Genomic DNA, 15,943 nt, shown 5'->3' with positions numbered 1-15,943 from the left:
AAAGGTTGTTTCAGACGGCTTTCCGTCTCAACAAGCGGTCGTTTTTATTAAAAAATTTACAAACTACTCCTGCCTGATACGGCAATAAAATCATTGCATAGCACGATAAGTTGCCATAGAACCGTCTCCAACACGCCCGCCATGGACGACACGAAGTGCGGGCGCAGCGGGTAGAAATCTGACCGCTTGCAGGGCAACTACAAATACTTTTCTGCTTTTCTGACAGTCAGTTGGGACAAGCCCGCTTTGTTTTCGGCGATAAACACCCTCACCCATTCGGGATTGGTTTTGGAATAATCACACAAAATCCAGCCCATTGCTTTATTGATAAAAAACTCGGTTTGGTTGAGGTTGTTCAGCAAGATTCGTTTTAGCAGTTCCAAGGCAACCATTACGGCAATTTAAACGGTGATATTGACTTCGTGCCGAAAACGGCAAACCGCCTGCCAATGGTGGCGATAGGGCGCGCCCGCCAAGAATTGGATTGGCTTGCCAATACCGCCGATGCGTGGATTTGGCACGGTGTGAACCCGAACGACACGAAAAAAATCGTGCAAACCTTGGCGGAGTTAAACCAAGACGGCGCATGGCATCCGTTCGGCTATACGAATTTTGTGGAGCTCACCGAAGACCGCAATCAAGAGGCAAAACTGTTTAACAATATCTATCTGTGTGGCGGTGCAAAAGGCTTGCTGGCATTCTGGCAGGAACAGAAAGAACAAGGTATGGCACACGTTACCGTAAACCTGAAACCGACCGGACGCCCCGCAGGCGAAGTGTTGCAGGAACTGGCGGAAGATGTTTTGGCGAAGTTGTAAAACACCGGGCGGCCTAGGGTCTGTTGACAATTGGCCGGCGAAGCGGTTTTTTGAGGTAAAAACCGCGTATGCAAGGCAAAAAGCGCAGCAAGGTTGGACACCTTGCGAGCATTTTAGCTTCGCAAGTCCGCTACGCTACCTAACGCCGCAGACGGGGATTTTTGACCAAAAATACCGCCGTTGCGCTAATTGTCAACAGACCCTAGGGTCTGCCGACATAGCCGGTGTGCAAATGCAAGCATTGTCCCGCAGTTTTGCAAAATCTTTCAGGCCGTCTGAAATCCTGATGTCAAATATAAAGGGGGTAAAACAATGGGCAACCGCATTTGTTCGATACCCCACAGTGGGCGGTATTGACTGAGCGATAATGGGGACATACACTGCTTGAACATTTTGGTTATTCATTTCAAAGAATTAAAATTATGAAAGTATAATCCATAGCAGTTGCCTGCACTGCTTTGATCTTTTCTTTTAATGTTTATGCGGCCAAACCATTTACGGCAGAAGCCAAACGCCTGTACAAGTTCTTGATCCGGCATCGGCTCCTGCAAACCTTCCTGATTATTTTTATGGCCAAGCCTCACATAGTAATAAAGAGCAGGCCTGAGACCTTTGCAAAATACCTAAAACCCCATCCAAACGGTTACTTGATTGTTCGGGTAACCGTTTGGATGGGGTTTTAGGTATTTTGCAAAGGTCTCAGCGTTTGAATTTACAGACAAAACGTTGGCTTCAAACGAAGTGATGGCGCTGATCGCTTAAAAAGCGCCGATATGCAAAGGCCGTCTGAAAGATAAGTTTTCAGACGGCCTTCAACATAGTAAAAACAGATGAAAAAGCGTAAAATAACGCCCAAAATCAACTTTATCAGGCTGTTACAGCCTGACATTTTTTTGGAAACCCCATGAGCGAACAACATACCCCCCTCACCGAAGAGCCGCAGTTGAGCGAAAACCAAATCATCGCCCTGCGCCGCGAAAAACTCAACGAAATCCGCAAACAAGGCACCGCCTTCCCGAATCAGTTCAAACGCGACGCCTTTGCCGGCGATTTGCAGGCGCAATACGGCGAAGTGGAAAAAGCCGGACTCGACCCGCAGGCAATCCCCGTGAAAATCGCCGGCCGCATGATGCTGCAACGCGCCATGGGCAAGGCCAGTTTCGCCACCGTGCAAGACGTGAGCGGCCAGATTCAGGTGTATGTGAACAATCAGGGCGTGGGCGAAGAGGCGCACAATGCCTTCAAACATTGGGATTTGGGCGACATCATCGGCGTGGAAGGCACGCTGTTTAAAACCAACCACGGCGAGTTGACCGTGCGCGCCGCCAAGCTGCACTTGCTCACCAAATCGCTGCGCCCGCTGCCCGACAAACACAAAGGCCTCACCGACCAAGAGCAGAAATACCGCCGGCGTTATGCCGATCTGATTACCAACGCCGCCTCGCGCGATACTTTTATCAAACGCAGCCAGATTATCCAAGCCGTGCGCAACTATATGGTGGGCGAGCGTTATCTGGAAGTGGAAACCCCGATGATGCACCCGATTCCGGGCGGCGCCACGGCCAAGCCTTTCGTTACCCACCACAACACGCTCGATATGCCGCTTTACCTGCGTATTGCGCCCGAGCTGTATCTGAAACGCTTGGTGGTGGGCGGCTTGGAACGCGTGTTTGAAATCAACCGCAGCTTCCGCAACGAAGGCATGAGCACGCGCCACAACCCCGAATTCACCATGATGGAGTTTTACGAAGCCTTCTGCACCTACGAGCGCATGATGGAAATGACCGAAGGCGTAATCCGCCATGCCGCGCAAACCGTGTGCGGAACGGCCAAGATCAGCTACAACGGCAAAGAAGTCGATTTGGAAAGCCCGTTTGAACGCTTAACCATTCTCGAAGCCATCAAAAAATACAACCCGCACTACACCGACGAACAGCTGCACGACGAAGCGTGGCTGAAACAGGAAATCGTGAAACACGGCGAAAAAATCCCACCGTCGCCCGGCATCGGCAGCCTGCAACTGGCTTTGTTTGAAGGTTGCGCCGAGAGCAAATTGTGGAACCCCACTTTCATTATCGACTACCCTGTGGAAGTGTCGCCGCTGGCGCGCGCTTCCGACACCAAGCCCGGCTTGACCGACCGCTTCGAGCTGTTTATTGTCGGCCGCGAACTGGCCAACGGTTATTCCGAGTTGAACGACCCCGAAGACCAAGCCGCGCGCTTCAAAGCACAAGTGGCGCAGAAAGACGCGGGCGACGACGAAGCCATGCACTACGACGCCGATTATATCCGCGCCATGGAATACGGCCTGCCGCCAACGGGCGGCAGCGGCATCGGGCTGGACCGCCTGGTGATGCTGCTTACCGACGCGCCGTCTATCCGCGATGTGATTCTGTTCCCGCAGATGCGGCCCGAATAGGCGCGGAACCTGATCACCGATAAACTGCAGGCCGTCTGAAAACAAATTTCAGACGGCCTGCAGTGTTAAAATCCTATGCTGTTTCAACGGGTTCGGATAGCCGTTACATTTTTTTCTTCAATGCCTTTTCTACGGCACGGGCATCTTTTTCGTTGTGCGTAGAGATGCTGTAGCACACATCTTTATGCTTGGTATTGTAATAATTTCTCATGTTTCCCCCTTCTTTGGAAACATCCACAAAGCCCCATTCGCCATCAAATTCTTTGCCGCAGTTTTTGCCTTTTGTGTAATAAACCACCAATACTGTGCAGACTTGGGCCGCTTGGCAATTTTTTTCATTGGCATAACGCACTCCCGCACCTGAGCGGGCGGCTTCACTATTGTCGCGCACCAGCTTCATGCTGCTTGCCACGGGGGAAACCGCCGCATGAATCCGATCCTCAAGCGCACGGTCAATAGGCGCCATGGCTTGTGCGCCTGACGAAAAAGACAGCAGAACGGCAAGCAGCGGCAGAATGGTGAAATGCTTATTCATTTGGTTCCCTTTCAAAAAATCATTTTTATTAGAAGCAAAACAATCACACATAGTTCCCAGCCTATTGCTTTTTTTATAATGGGCATTTTTACAATCCGAAACCCAACAGAAATTGAATTTGATGCAGAATATGCCACCGCAACCAAAAGGCCGTCTGAAATGATCGCACAAGATAAAGCCGAACTGCGCCGCAGCCTGCGCCGCGCCCGCCAATCGCTGGGCAAAAACGAACGCGCCCGCGCCGAGCGCGCCGCCAACCGTTTTTTGAAACGCTATGTCCGCCGCCGCGGCCGCATCGGTATTTATTGGCCGATAGGCAGCGAGCTGCGTCTGAACGGCTTTATTCAGACGGCCTTGACACGCGGTGCCGGGCTCTATCTGCCCTATATCGAACCGCGCTCGCTGCGGCTGTGGTTCACACCGTATCAGGCCGACAGCCGCAAGGCGGAACGCAGGCACGGCCGCTTGGCGGTTCCGCAGTTCGGCGGTAAAAAAATCCGCGCCCACCGCCTCACCGTTTTGCTGGTGCCGCTGGTGGGCATCGACCGGCAGGGCTACCGTTTGGGCCAAGGCGGCGGTTATTATGATGCAACGCTTGCCGCCCTGAAAGGCCGTCTGAAACCGCACACTGTGGGTGTTGGGTTTTACTGCCAATTGTGCGGAAACCTGCCGCGCGAAGCACACGACATTGCGCTGGATGAATTTGTAAGCGAAAAGGGGGCGGTTCGCTTTAAAAGCAAACCGCCCGCCTAAGTGCCGCCGGTGCATGGGTGAAATGCCGCCCTGCCCTGCACCGCAGGGTTATTTTTTCAGCTTGGCGTAATCTACCAGCAGGTAGCGCGCGCCGCGTTGTTTTTTCTTGCTGCCCTCGTCGCCCATCAGCAGGAGGTAGGGCTTGCCGTCAACCTTCACCGACTCCACCGCTTCGATATTTTTCAGTTGCGACGCTTCGGGAAGGTCGAGTGCGGCGGGAGCCGAAGCGGCCCGGCCGTCCCATGTCCACAGCTGCGACTGACCCTTGCCGTTGCTGCCGGTGATTTCGTTGGAAAGCAGATAGGTTTTCAACTCGGGATCGTAGGTGAGCGAGCGGATGCCGCCGCCGTTGATTTTCAATACAGCAACCTCTCCGAATTTCGGTTCACTGCCTTTGCCGAACACGTCTTGCGGGTTGTCTACCGCCACAACCAGCGGCAGCGGATCGCGGAATGCCAGCAGCAGGCGGCCAGATCCGGTGTCGTAATGCAGCCCTTCGATATTCATGGTATTGAAATCGATTTGGCGGCCGCTTTGGGCGGCAATGCTTTTGCGCACGCTCTCGTTTTTCAGCAGCGCATCTTTCAGGTTGGGCGCATAGCTGATTTGTTCGGCCTTGTTGCCGTTGATTTTAAAGCGGATAAAATGCTCCCGCTCGGCCTGACGCTCGTTCTGCTTGGTTTCCGAATGCGAAGAAACGGCATAAATCCAGCCTTCGCCGTCTTGCGCCAGGGCTTCCAAATCGCTCAGGGTGCGGTCGAAAGCCGCCATCAGCGCTTTGTCGGCCGCTTCGTTTTCATGCAGGCTGCCGTTTTTGAAATCAAGCAGGCTGAAAGCACGTTTGGCTTCATCTTCCACCACCAAAACCCGGCCGTCGGCAAGCTGCACGGCCCCCGAAGGCTCGTAAATCTGCTGAAGCTGCAAACGGCTGTCGGCATGATTGTTTTTGTTTCCTTTGCCTGTTTTGGTACTTTCGGAACAGGCGGGCAGCGCGGCGCAGAGCAGCAGGAGTGCGGCAGTTTGACGGGAAAATAGCGACTGTATCATCAAGATTCCTTTCTCAAATATTGAAGCAGGCCGTCATGCCTTTTCAGACGGCCTGCATCTTTGATATAAGTGTGGGATATTTATAGTGGCTTAAATTTAAAAGAGGACAAGGCGGCGAAGCCGCAGACAGTACAGATAGTACGGCAAGGCGAGACAACGCTGTACTGTTTTAAATTTAAGCCACTATATCTTAATTTTCTGCGAAACGGCAGTAAAATTACTGAAATTTGCTCGAATCGGGCTGATTCCGAACCCACATGTTTAATAAGGCGGCAGCGCCGCAACTGAAAGCCAGGCAAACCCACCATAACTTCACACAGGCCGTCTGAATATGAAAAGCCGCGTTATCCGCGTAAGCGCCCGCAACACCGTAACCATACGCCGCATCATGATGCGGCAGAGCATGACCGGGCACATTGTATCGGGCAGCAAAATCCTGCCGCTGCCCCAACGCGAAATCCGTATAGCCGCGGGCGAAATATTCTGTTTCGAGCGGCGCAGCGAATGGCAGATTATCCAGCAGGCCGCGCTGGGCAAACCCTACGCGGCCGAATTGCTGCTGATTGCCCAAAGCGACATCGACGCCTTCGCCGCACAAAGCCCCACACCCCGCACCTTCGCGTTCCACACCCGTCCCGACGCCGCGCTGGCCGCCGCTTGGCAGAAGCTGGTGCAATCGGCCGAGCCGGCACGCACCGACGTGCTGCATCTGCTCTCCCTCCTCGACGCGCAAGGCTGGCGGTTTTCGCAAGGCGAAACGCTCAGCACCGCCGAAAAGCTCGAACGCCTGCTCGCCGCCCAACTGCACCGGCCGTGGACGCAAACCCAAGCCGCCGCCGCGCTCGGCCTGAGCGCCAGTACCCTCAAACGCCGCCTGCACGCCGAACACACCAGCTTCGCCGTGCTGCTGCGCCAACTGCGCATGGAAAACGCCCTGTTTCTGCTGATGGGCAAACCGATTACCGTCGGCACCGCAGCAGCAGCCTGCGGCTACCGATCGCCCGGCCGTTTTGCCGCAGCGTTCAAACAGCATTTCGGCTTTCTGCCTTCCGATTTGCAAAATTGAGCCAATCGGGCTAAAGGCCGTCTGAAAAAACGCCTATGCTGCGGCATTCACTCTAAATAGTCAAACCACTTAATAACCACTCCGTCATGCTCGGGCTTGTTATTAAGTTGGTTGACTCTAACACCCGAAAATTAGCCCGATATTAGGAAAACCCATGCCAAACAACACCCCCAGCCAACACTGGCAGGCCGACGCCTATGCCCGCAACGCCCGTTTCGTAGCCGACTACGGCACACCGTTAATCGACCTGCTCGCCCCGCAGCCGCACGAACGCATCTTGGATTTGGGCTGCGGCGACGGCGTGCTCACCCAAAAAATCGCCGATACCGGCTGCGACACCGTCGGCCTCGACGGCAGCGCCGAACTGGTGGCCGCCGCCCGCACCCTCGGCCTCAACGCCGTGCAGGGCGACGGCCAAAAACTGGCGTTCAAACACGAATTCGATGCCGTATTCTCCAACGCCGCCCTGCATTGGATGACCGACGCCGAAGCCGTGGTGGCCGGCGTGGCGCAAGCCCTGAAACCGGGCGGGCGCTTCGTGGGCGAATTCGGCGGCAGCGGCAACATCGCCGCCTTTCAGACGGCCTTGCGGCAAGCCCTGCACGCACGCGGCCTGCAAGCGCGCGAATGCTGGTATTTTCCCACCGCCGAAACCTACCGCGCCCTGCTCGAACAACACGGCTTCAGCGTGCCCCATATCGCCCTGTTCCCCCGCCCCACGCCGCTGCCCACCGGCGCCGCCGGCTGGCTGGACACCTTCGCCGAGCCGATGCTGCCCGCCATGAGCAACGCCGAACACGCCGCCGTGCTGGCCGAAGCCGCCGCCACCGCCGAAACCCTGCTGCCGCACGAAAACAGCCAAACCATCGCCGACTACGTGCGCCTGAGGTTTGTGGCGGTTTACGGCGGGTAACGTTGGATAAGGCCGATGGGATTTGCCGAACCTGCAAATCATTCCATCATGTTCGGATCAAGCCCGGGTATGGCGGGAATATCAACTGTTCAGGCCGTCTGAAAACGCTTTCAGACGGCCTGCGGCATGGTGTTCAAACATCAAAGTGTCAACGGCGGCGCACCACCTGCCAAGCCCTGCCCAGATAGGCCGCACTGGCGAAGCCGCTCCAAACGTGCACCATGCGGGTGAAGGGGAAGATTAAGAAGAAGGTCATGCCCATCAACACGTGCAGTTTGAACAGGATATTGGCGTCGGCAATATAGCTTGCCGCTTCGCCGCGGAAGGTTACGATGTGCTGCGCCCACTTCATCAGCTGCACCATTTCATGGCCGTCGGTGTGGCTCAAGCTCACGAAGATGGTGGACAAGCCCAACAGCAGCGTAATCAGAATCCAGATTAACACCAGTTTGTCGCGCCAGGTGCTGTTGGCGGCAAGGCGGTCGCTCTGGAAGCGGCGGCGGATTAAGATAATCAAACCGGCCAGCGTTACCAAGCCGAACACGCCGCCGGCCACGATGGCCACCATCTGTTTGGCGCTGTGGCTTACGCCTATGGCTTCCCAAAACCACAAAGGCGTGAGCAGGCCGACCAAATGGCCGCCGAAAATCGCCAGAATGCCGGTGTGAAACAGGATATTGCCCAAACGCAGTTGGCCGCGGTAGATCAGCTGGCTGGAATCGCTTTTCCACGAATACTGTTCGCGCTCGAAGCGCACGAGGCTGCCGAACAGGAAAACCGAAAGGCAGATATAGGGGTAGATGCCGAAAAAGAATTGGTTGAAGGTATTCATAATACTGTTCCTTTTTGCGCCGCATAGGTATTTTTCGGATAAAACCGTACGGTTTCCACAGCCGGTTTCAGCAGCGGCTCGGTGCCGGAAATATCAGGGCCGAAGGTTTCCATTGCTTCGTCCATGTTGCGCACCGGCGGCTCGACCAAGGGCTGCGGTGCCACGGGGCTGAGCGCGGCAATACCTTGCAGCAGCACGGCATAGGGCGAGCCGCTTTTTTCGAGTTTGCCGCTGATGTGGGCAATCACGTGCACGGCGTCGCCCAGCAGCTTTTGCGCGTGTTCCGACGGTACTTGGGCAAAATATTCCAGCAACACCGGCAGGTAGTCGGGCAGCTCTTCATCGCCCAGTTCGAAACCGCGGCTGCGGTATTCTTCAAGCAGATCCACCATCGCGCTGCCGCGGTCGCGGTCTTCGCCGTAAACGTGCTCGAACAGATACAGCGCATGGTTGCGGTTGCGGTCGAACGTGGCTACATATTGCTCCTGCAATTCGCGCAGGCTGCGGCTTTGCAGATAATCGAGAAAACTTTTCAGACGGCCTTGTTGCGCGTTTAATTCGGGCCATTCGTTTAAGGCCGTCTGAAACTCGGGTAATGCTTCGATTAAATCGGCTTCCGGATAACACAACAGCGCCGAAAACCATTGGTAGACAGGATTGGCATTCATCAGCGTACCCCTTCTTCGCGGTTTTTCTCGGCGTCTTTGCGCAGGCCGTGGAAGATAATCGGTGTGCCTTTGCGTTTGCCGAACAGGCTCTCGCTGCTTTCGCCGCCCGAGCAGCCGTTGCCGAAGGTGAAGCCGCAGCTTGCTTTATCGTCGAAGCTGTTTTCCACCATTTCCTTATGCGAAGTGGGGATCACAAAGCGGTCTTCATAATCGGCAATCGCCATGATTTGATACATGTCCTCCACCATTTCGGGGGTAAGGCCTGTACCTGCGAGGGTTTGCTCCGGTGTTTCGCCGTGCACCACCTGGCCGCGCTTGAAGCGGCGCATGGCGATCATGCGCTCCAGCGCGGATTTAATCGGCTCCACCTTGCCCGCCGTGAGCAGGTTGGCCAGATAGCGCAGCGGAATGCGCATTTCATCCACGCTCGGGATAATGCCGTTTTCGCCCACCAGTCCGTTTTCGATGGCCGACTGAATCGGCGATAAGGGCGGGATATACCAAACCATCGGCAGCGTGCGGTATTCGGGGTGCAGCGGGAAGGCCACTTTCCATTCCATCGCCATTTTGTAAACCGGCGATTTTTTGGCCGCATCAATCCAGCTTTGGCTGATGCCCTGCTTCAGGGCTTCGCGTTCCACTTCGGGGTCGTTGGGGTTGAGGAACAGCCCCAGTTGCTGTTCGTATAAATCCTGCGGGTTTTCCACCGATGCCGCCTGCTCGATTTTGTCGGCGTCATACAGCAGCACGCCCAAGTAGCGGATGCGCCCCACGCAGGTTTCCGAGCACACCGTCGGCTGGCCGCCCTCGATGCGCGGGTAGCAGAAGGTGCATTTTTCGGCTTTGCCGCTGGTCCAGTTGTAATAGATTTTTTTATACGGGCAGCCTGAAACGCACATCCGCCAGCCGCGGCATTTGTCTTGATCGATTAACACGATGCCGTCGTCTTCGCGCTTGTAGATGCTGCCGGAGGGGCAGGAAGCGATGCAGGTGGGGTTTAAACAGTGCTCGCACAGGCGCGGCAGATACATCATGAAAGTCTGCTCGAAAGCCGCATGCATTTCTTTCTGAATGCCTTCAAACAAAACGTCTTTGGCGCGCTTTTCAAATTCGCCCGCCAAATCGTCTTCCCAGTTCGGCCCCCATTCAACCTTGTCCATTTTCTTGCCGGTAAGCACCGAAACCGGCCGCGCCGTCGGCGGCGTGGGCATCTGCGGCGCGTTTTGCAGGTGTTCGTAGTCGTAGGTGAACGGCTCGTAATAATCGTCAATCTGCGGCATGTTCGGGTTGGCGAAAATATTCGCCAGAATCTTCAGCTTGCCGCCCTGCTTGGGCACCAGCCTGCCGTCAGGTTTGCGCACCCAGCCGCCGTTCCATTTGCCCTGATCTTCCCAATTTTTCGGAAAACCGATGCCCGGCTTGGTTTCCACATTGTTAAACCACGCATATTCCACCCCGTCGCGCGAGGTCCACACGTTTTTGCAGGTAACGGAGCAGGTGTGGCAGCCGATGCATTTGTCCAAGTTCAGAACCATGCCGACTTGTGCCCTGATTTTCATGATGGTGTTCCTTTTTGGTTTTCCGGTTTCAGACGGCCTGTTTTCGAAGCGAGGCCGTCTGAAAGCAGTTTGTTCAGCGGTAGCGGTAGCTTTGTTTCAAACTTTTTTACAGATAAAAGCTTAGTGGAGGGCGGGCAAGAAAAATATGCGCCGAAAGCGCAAAACCCAAGGGAAAAGTGAGGGGGAACAGATAGCTGAAAAGACGGGGCGGAGTAGTTCTTTGGGAGTAGGTTTTCGTGTTAAATCAGGCGGAGGCGGCAAACCGCTATAGGCAGCCCGAAAAAATTTCAGACGGCCTTTGCGGGCTGTTTGAAAAAAGCCAGCGCCCGATCGCGCTGTTCGCTGTGGTTAACGATGGGGGGCGGGTAGCCGTGGGTGCGTATGCTTTCTTTCGCCAGCCACGGGGCGTGGATAACGTCTTTGCCCAAGTGCGCCAGCTCCGGCACGTGGCGGCGGATAAAGCGGCCGTCGGGATCGAGCTGCTGCGATTGCAGCACGGGATTGGGAATGCGCAAATACGGCTGCACATCACTGCCCGTGCCGGCTGCCTGCTGCCAGCCGCCGTTGTTGGCGGCCAAGTCGTAATCGATTAACTGTTCGGCAAACCACGCTTCACCGAGGCGCGGATCGATAAGCAGGACTTTCACCAGAAACTCTGCCGCCGGCATACGCAAACAGTTGTGCAGCCAACCGCCGCCGGCCAGGCAGCGCATGGCGGCGTCGATAATCGGGTAGCCGGTTTGCCCGTTTTTCCAGCGCTCAAACCATTCGGCTTTGCCGGGCCAGGCCAAATTGCGGTATTCGGGGCGGAAGCTTTCCTGCGCGGCGTTCGGGTGGTGGTAGAGCACCTGCTGGAAAAATTCGCGCCGAATCAGCCCGTCGAGCCATGCCGATGCGTCTTCGCCGCCGTGCCTGCGCGCAAGATAAACCAGATGGCGGGGCGAGAGCATACCGTGGGCGATATAGGGTGAAAGGCGGGAAGTGCCGTTTTTGGCGGGAAAACCGCATTCGAGGCGGTAGCGGCCGATATGGTTGAGAAACCGCCCAAGCTGCGCCTGCGCGGCTTCTTCGCCGCCGGCAAACAGGGTGGAGCGGTCGCCGGAGCCGATGCCGAGAGCGGCGGGGTCGGGCAGCGGCGGGGCGCGGCGGGCGGATTCGGGCAGGCGCGCCTGCAGTGCGGCCAGTTCGTGCCGGTTGTCGGCGGGCATCCATGTGCCGAAACGTTGGGCATAGGTTTGCAGCCAGGCGGTTTTGTAGGGTGTGTAAACCGGATAAGGGCGGCCGGTGTGCGTCATCACGGCGGCTTTGGGCAGCACGGCAAAATCGTCAACCTGCACCAGCGTCCGGCCTGTTTGGCCGAGTGCGCGGCTGACGGCGTTGGTTTCTTCCCTGCCTTGCGGCTCGTAGCTTTCGGCGCATACCACGGCCTCGGCGGCAAGCGTTGCGGCCAGTTGCGGAATTTCGTTTTCGGCGCGCCCGTGCAGCACATACAGTGGCACGTTTTGAGCCGACAAGGCCGCTTGAAACGCCGCCACGCTGTCATAAATAAAACCTAAACGGCGCCCGTTGCGCGCGAGGGCGGCCTCTCCGGCGGGGGCGAACACAAACACGCCCGCTACGGGCAGGCCGCGGCGTATGGCGGTTTGCAGGGCGGTGTTGTCGAACAGGCGCAAATCGCGGCGGAACCACACCAGCGTAATCGGTTGAGCAGTCATAGGCCGTCTGAAAGGTTGGCGGTGCGGTTATTGTAATGGGTTTTCGGAAAAGACGGGTATCGGCGGAGGGAATTCCGGGCGGCGGTTTGAACGGTGTTTTTGAATTCTGCAAAAAATTCCGGGCCGTCTGAAAACGTTCAGACGGCCTTTCGGCATACCGGTTTCAGATTATTGCCCGCACACCGTTTCAAACTGTTTTTCGTTTATCGAGCCCTTGATGATACTCATGGGGCGGATGCCCGCCGCAGTGTAGGTTTGGTTCAACAGCACCGTGCCTTTTTCGTCTAACAGCTGCAGGGCGGTCAGGCGGTAGGTTTTGTTGGTGCAGTGCATCTCCCAGGTGCCGACGGCGGTTTTGTATTCGGGCGTGTTCGTATAGCGTTCTTCATCGGTTTTCTGCACCACTTTGCGGTCGCGGAAAGTAACCAGGCTGCCGTTTTTGCGGATGCTGGCCTTATCAATATAAGCCCGGATGTTGCCGTTGGAAGTGGTGCCGATTTTTTCCCAGCTGCCGCTCACCGAAGGACCGGAAGTGCCCGCACAGGCAGCCAGCAGCAAAGCAGCCGCGGCGGCGGCGGAAAAGCGGAAAGCGTTCATAAATTCCTTTCAGACGGCCTTATCTGCCGCTCGGTTAAAACCGCATAATGTTAAGCCTTTTTGTGTGAGGCGGCAAAAAAATAAACAAAACCGTGTAAAAAAAGCCGCTTGAATTTTCAGACGGCCTGTTGCGAAAAACGTTAAAATACGCACTTTCCGCCCGTTATGCCCTTTTGCGAAAGCCGCCCATGCCCCAAACCGCCGCCCGAATTTTGCACGATGTGTTCGGCTACCCCGAATTCCGCGGCAGCCAGGCCGAGATTGTGGATACGCTGGCCGCGGGCGGCAGCCTGCTGGTGTTGATGCCCACCGGCGGCGGCAAATCGCTGTGCTACCAGATTCCCGCGCTGATGCGCGAAGGCGTGGCGGTGGTGGTGTCGCCGCTGATTGCGCTGATGAACGACCAAGTGGCCAACCTGCACGCTGCAGGCGTGGCGGCGGCCAGCGTGCACAGCGGCACGGGTGCGGAAGAAGCGCGGCAGATTGCCGACGACATTCAGGCAGGCCGTCTGAAACTGCTCTACGTTGCTCCCGAACGGTTGGTTACCGAACGTTTCCTGCGCTTTCTCGCCCAGCACCGCATCAGCCTGTTCGCCATCGACGAAGCACACTGCGTGAGCCAGTGGGGGCACGACTTCCGCCCCGAATACCGACAGCTCGGCATTTTGGCCGAACGCTACCCCAATGTTCCCCGCATCGCGCTCACCGCCACCGCCGACGCCGCCACCCGCGCCGACATCAAACACTACCTGCATCTGAACGACGCCCCCGAATTTATCGCCAGCTTCGACCGCCCCAACATCTATTACCAAGTTATCGAAAAAAACAACGGCAAAAAACAACTGCTTGATTTTATTGGCAAGCAGATGGCAGGGCAGAGCGGCATCGTTTACTGCCTGAGCCGCAAAAAAGTGGAAGACACGGCCGCCTTTCTGTGTGAGCACGGCCTCGACGCCGTGCCCTACCACGCCGGCCTGAGCATGGAAACGCGCGAAGCCAACCAGCGGCGCTTCACCCGCGAAGACAATATTATCGTGGTGGCCACCGTCGCCTTCGGCATGGGCATCGACAAGCCCGACGTGCGCTTTGTTGCCCACCTCGATATGCCGCAGAGCGTCGAACATTTCTATCAGGAGTCCGGCCGCGCCGGCCGCGACGGCCTGCCCGCCGCCAGCTGGCTGTGCTACGGCCTCAACGACTGGGTGATTCTGCGCGAACGCATCCAAACCGGAGAAAGCAGCGAAGCGCAGAAGCAGATTGAGATACAGAAGCTCGATGCCATGCTCGGCGTGTGCGAAACCGCCGAATGCCGCCGCGTTTTGCTGTTGCGGCATTTCGGCGAAGAATCGCAGCCCTGCGGCCATTGCGACAACTGCCTGCACCCGCCCGTGCGCTTCAACGGCACCGTGATTGCGCAGAAACTCTTAAGCTGCGTGTACCGCGTCGGCCAGCAATTTGCCGCAGGCTATGTGATTAACGTGCTGCGCGGCAAAAACGACGACTGGATCGCCCGCAACCGCCACCACGAATTATCCACCTTCGGCATCGGCGCGGATTTTAGCGGCAAAGAATGGCGCGGCATCGTGCGCCAGTGCATCAGTTTGGGCTATCTCACCGTCAACCCGCTGCACCATCAGGCACTGGTGCTCACCGAAAAGGCCAAAGCCGTGCTCAAAGGCAGCGAAGAAGTGTGGCTGCGCCCGCTCAAACGCGAAAAAGCCGCCACGCAGAAACCCAAAGAAGAATGGCTGCGCACCGAACGCGAAGAACGCATCTGGCAGGCACTGCGAAGCTGGCGGCTGGCGCGCGCGCAGGCAGAGGAGGTGCCCGCCTATGTGGTGTTCGGCGACAAAACCCTGCGCGACATCGTTGAAAAACTGCCCGCCACGCCCGACGATTTGCACGACATCTACGGCATGGGCGAAGCCAAAATCAACAAATTCGGCAGTGACATCATCGAGATTTGCCAAATGTTTATCCCAAACGATCAGGCCGATACCTTTGCAAAAATACCTTGAGGCCGTCTGAAATGCTTAGTTCCCGTCATTCCCTCCTGAGCGGGGGTAGCGCAGCGGACTTGCGAAGCTAATGACGGTAATCGGATGTTTCAGACGGCCTAAACGACTTGCAAAGGCCTCATTCAGTGATTTAACCATACGCCAGCAAAGCAAATCTGCTCATCCCCGCCTTGCCTTCGCGATACGGCGCAAGCCAGTCGGGAAACGGCGGCAGCCTGCCCGCTTCAATATAAACCATCGCCCCGATATTCAGACGGCCTTGCAGCAGCGCAAACAAATCCGGCCATTGCTGCCAGTTGAAAGGCGGGTCTAGAAACACCGTGTCGAACATTCCGCCGCAATGTTTCAGATAAAGCAGGCCGTCTGAACCCACGGTTTCAACCTGTTTCAAACCCAGATCGCGGATATTGCCCCCAACGGTTTGCAGCGTGCGGCGGTTGTTTTCCACCAGCACCACCGAAGCCGCATTGCGCGAAGCCGCCTCCAGCCCCAGCGCGCCGCTGCCGGCAAACAAATCCAACACGGCCTGGCCGGTTAAATCCTGCCCAAGCCAGTTAAACAAACGCTCGCGCACGCTATCCGGCGTAGGGCGCAGGCCGTCGGCATCGTTGAAATGCAGCTTCCTGCCGCGGCAGCTGCCGCCGATGATGCGGATCTGGTTTTGGTGTTTGTTGTGTTTCATGGGCTGTTCGGGTTTGGAGGGGAAAGGGGATTATAAAGCAAAGATAGTGTACTGAACTGTCCATACATTATATTAATCGGCAGGCAACAGTTACCCCAAACCCTGTATTTTTTACGGCTTTTCAATGGAAAGGTTGAATTTTATCCCATTGTTATATATGTTTTTGTCGTATTCCGTTTGGTTTTCAGTATATCGAAAGCGATTACGGCCGTCTGAAAAAGTTTGGCTGCGCAAGCGCGGCGCAGTATTTGTTTTCAGACGGCCGCACATTCGCCTAACAAGTGCAACTTTCCATCAACAAAAAAAGGCCGGTATGCGGTA

At 56.3% G+C, this 15,943-nt stretch carries 15 protein-coding genes and 1 pseudogene; 7 read left to right on the top strand and 9 right to left on the bottom strand.

From position 1 onward, the window contains the following. Positions 1 to 197 precede the first annotated feature (197 nt). On the bottom strand, positions 198 to 392 hold the full coding sequence (locus Q3970_RS10120) for a DNA alkylation repair protein (RefSeq protein WP_303100451.1): 195 nt from the start codon (positions 390 to 392) through the stop codon (positions 198 to 200). Between the two features lie 30 nt (positions 393 to 422). On the opposite strand from Q3970_RS10120, the gene Q3970_RS10115 reads away from it, so the two are divergent. Both Q3970_RS10115 and lysS read left to right on the top strand, forming a co-directional pair. After that, the gene (locus Q3970_RS10115) at positions 423 to 818 is read left to right on the top strand and encodes a hypothetical protein (protein WP_303100450.1); all 396 of its coding nucleotides are present in this window, start codon (positions 423 to 425) and stop codon (positions 816 to 818) included. A gap of 904 nt (positions 819 to 1,722) precedes the next feature. Beyond that, positions 1,723 to 3,237: a lysine--tRNA ligase gene (lysS, locus tag Q3970_RS10110; protein ID WP_303100449.1), complete on the top strand. Its 1,515-nt coding sequence runs from the start codon at positions 1,723 to 1,725 to the stop codon at positions 3,235 to 3,237. 103 nt (positions 3,238 to 3,340) lie between these two features. Here the strand turns inward: lysS and Q3970_RS10105 are convergent, their stop codons facing one another. Continuing rightward, on the bottom strand, positions 3,341 to 3,823 hold the full coding sequence (locus Q3970_RS10105) for a hypothetical protein (RefSeq protein WP_303100448.1): 483 nt from the start codon (positions 3,821 to 3,823) through the stop codon (positions 3,341 to 3,343). A gap of 108 nt (positions 3,824 to 3,931) precedes the next feature. Here Q3970_RS10105 and Q3970_RS10100 point away from each other — a divergent pair, with 108 nt between their 5' ends. Continuing rightward, positions 3,932 to 4,525 (top strand): 5-formyltetrahydrofolate cyclo-ligase, encoded by a 594-nt coding sequence (locus tag Q3970_RS10100; protein ID WP_303100447.1) that lies wholly within the window; start codon positions 3,932 to 3,934, stop codon positions 4,523 to 4,525. Between the two features lie 48 nt (positions 4,526 to 4,573). On the opposite strand, the gene Q3970_RS10095 is transcribed toward Q3970_RS10100, so the two are convergent. Next, positions 4,574 to 5,572, bottom strand: a complete 999-nt coding sequence (locus Q3970_RS10095; protein ID WP_303100446.1) for a hypothetical protein — start codon at positions 5,570 to 5,572, stop codon at positions 4,574 to 4,576. Between the two features lie 81 nt (positions 5,573 to 5,653). Here Q3970_RS10095 and Q3970_RS10090 point away from each other — a divergent pair. The 3 genes and pseudogenes from Q3970_RS10090 to Q3970_RS10080 all read left to right on the top strand — a co-directional run. Further along, positions 5,654 to 5,764 (top strand): annotated as a pseudogene (locus Q3970_RS10090) (IS5/IS1182 family transposase); the annotation flags it as partial. A 139-nt stretch (positions 5,765 to 5,903) separates the two neighbouring features. Beyond that, complete coding sequence (locus Q3970_RS10085; RefSeq protein WP_303100445.1) at positions 5,904 to 6,638, top strand: helix-turn-helix transcriptional regulator; 735 nt, start codon at positions 5,904 to 5,906, stop codon at positions 6,636 to 6,638. Positions 6,639 to 6,792: 154 nt separating this feature from the next. Next, positions 6,793 to 7,551 carry a trans-aconitate 2-methyltransferase gene (locus tag Q3970_RS10080; protein WP_303100444.1) on the top strand — a complete coding sequence of 253 codons (759 nt, stop codon included), beginning with the start codon at positions 6,793 to 6,795 and terminating at the stop codon, positions 7,549 to 7,551. Positions 7,552 to 7,699: 148 nt separating this feature from the next. Here Q3970_RS10080 and narI read toward each other — a convergent pair whose 3' ends face one another. The 5 genes from narI to Q3970_RS10055 all read right to left on the bottom strand — a co-directional run bounded on the left by narI (position 7,700) and on the right by Q3970_RS10055 (position 12,922). Further along, the gene (gene narI / locus Q3970_RS10075) at positions 7,700 to 8,383 is read right to left on the bottom strand and encodes a respiratory nitrate reductase subunit gamma (protein WP_303100443.1); all 684 of its coding nucleotides are present in this window, start codon (positions 8,381 to 8,383) and stop codon (positions 7,700 to 7,702) included. Next, positions 8,380 to 9,051: a nitrate reductase molybdenum cofactor assembly chaperone gene (gene narJ, locus Q3970_RS10070; RefSeq protein WP_303100442.1), complete on the bottom strand. Its 672-nt coding sequence runs from the start codon at positions 9,049 to 9,051 to the stop codon at positions 8,380 to 8,382. Before narJ ends, narI begins: the two co-directional genes overlap by 4 nt. After that, positions 9,051 to 10,610, bottom strand: coding sequence for a nitrate reductase subunit beta (gene narH, locus Q3970_RS10065; protein ID WP_303100441.1), 1,560 nt, complete (start codon positions 10,608 to 10,610; stop codon positions 9,051 to 9,053). The genes narJ and narH overlap by 1 nt, the downstream gene beginning before the upstream one ends. A gap of 287 nt (positions 10,611 to 10,897) precedes the next feature. Continuing rightward, a complete protein-coding gene (locus tag Q3970_RS10060) occupies positions 10,898 to 12,325 on the bottom strand; it encodes a deoxyribodipyrimidine photo-lyase (RefSeq protein WP_303100440.1) in 1,428 nt (475 codons plus the stop codon). A gap of 168 nt (positions 12,326 to 12,493) precedes the next feature. Then, on the bottom strand, positions 12,494 to 12,922 hold the full coding sequence (locus Q3970_RS10055; RefSeq protein WP_303100439.1) for a surface-adhesin E family protein: 429 nt from the start codon (positions 12,920 to 12,922) through the stop codon (positions 12,494 to 12,496). Positions 12,923 to 13,110: 188 nt separating this feature from the next. On the opposite strand from Q3970_RS10055, the gene recQ reads away from it, so the two are divergent. Beyond that, positions 13,111 to 14,940, top strand: coding sequence for a DNA helicase RecQ (recQ, locus tag Q3970_RS10050; RefSeq protein WP_303100438.1), 1,830 nt, complete (start codon positions 13,111 to 13,113; stop codon positions 14,938 to 14,940). Between the two features lie 130 nt (positions 14,941 to 15,070). Here the strand turns inward: recQ and rsmD are convergent, their stop codons facing one another. After that, entirely contained in the window at positions 15,071 to 15,622 is a 552-nt protein-coding gene (gene rsmD, locus Q3970_RS10045; RefSeq protein ID WP_303100437.1) for a 16S rRNA (guanine(966)-N(2))-methyltransferase RsmD, read from the bottom strand. Positions 15,623 to 15,943 lie beyond the last annotated feature (321 nt).

Origin of the sequence: Neisseria sp. (assembly GCF_030530745.1) — a bacterium.
Taxonomy (GTDB): domain Bacteria; phylum Pseudomonadota; class Gammaproteobacteria; order Burkholderiales; family Neisseriaceae; genus Neisseria.
The sequence above is the reverse complement of the archived record's forward strand: the minus strand, read 5'-3'. Positions and strand labels throughout refer to the sequence as shown.

Excerpts from the sequence above, each read along its gene's own strand:
- Q3970_RS10055 (WP_303100439.1), bottom strand. The coding sequence starts at position 12,922 with ATGAACGCTTTCCGCTTTTCCGCCGCCGCCGCGGCTGCTTTGCTGCTG.
- narH (WP_303100441.1), bottom strand. The coding sequence starts at position 10,610 with ATGAAAATCAGGGCACAAGTCGGCATGGTTCTGAACTTGGACAAATGC.
- Q3970_RS10100 (WP_303100447.1), top strand. The coding sequence starts at position 3,932 with ATGATCGCACAAGATAAAGCCGAACTGCGCCGCAGCCTGCGCCGCGCC.
- Q3970_RS10060 (WP_303100440.1), bottom strand. The coding sequence starts at position 12,325 with ATGACTGCTCAACCGATTACGCTGGTGTGGTTCCGCCGCGATTTGCGC.
- rsmD (WP_303100437.1), bottom strand. The coding sequence starts at position 15,622 with ATGAAACACAACAAACACCAAAACCAGATCCGCATCATCGGCGGCAGC.
- Q3970_RS10120 (WP_303100451.1), bottom strand. The coding sequence starts at position 392 with ATGGTTGCCTTGGAACTGCTAAAACGAATCTTGCTGAACAACCTCAAC.
- narI (WP_303100443.1), bottom strand. The coding sequence starts at position 8,383 with ATGAATACCTTCAACCAATTCTTTTTCGGCATCTACCCCTATATCTGC.
- Q3970_RS10095 (WP_303100446.1), bottom strand. The coding sequence starts at position 5,572 with ATGATACAGTCGCTATTTTCCCGTCAAACTGCCGCACTCCTGCTGCTC.
- recQ (WP_303100438.1), top strand. The coding sequence starts at position 13,111 with ATGCCCCAAACCGCCGCCCGAATTTTGCACGATGTGTTCGGCTACCCC.
- Q3970_RS10080 (WP_303100444.1), top strand. The coding sequence starts at position 6,793 with ATGCCAAACAACACCCCCAGCCAACACTGGCAGGCCGACGCCTATGCC.
- Q3970_RS10085 (WP_303100445.1), top strand. The coding sequence starts at position 5,904 with ATGAAAAGCCGCGTTATCCGCGTAAGCGCCCGCAACACCGTAACCATA.
- lysS (WP_303100449.1), top strand. The coding sequence starts at position 1,723 with ATGAGCGAACAACATACCCCCCTCACCGAAGAGCCGCAGTTGAGCGAA.
- Q3970_RS10105 (WP_303100448.1), bottom strand. The coding sequence starts at position 3,823 with ATGTGTGATTGTTTTGCTTCTAATAAAAATGATTTTTTGAAAGGGAAC.
- narJ (WP_303100442.1), bottom strand. The coding sequence starts at position 9,051 with ATGAATGCCAATCCTGTCTACCAATGGTTTTCGGCGCTGTTGTGTTAT.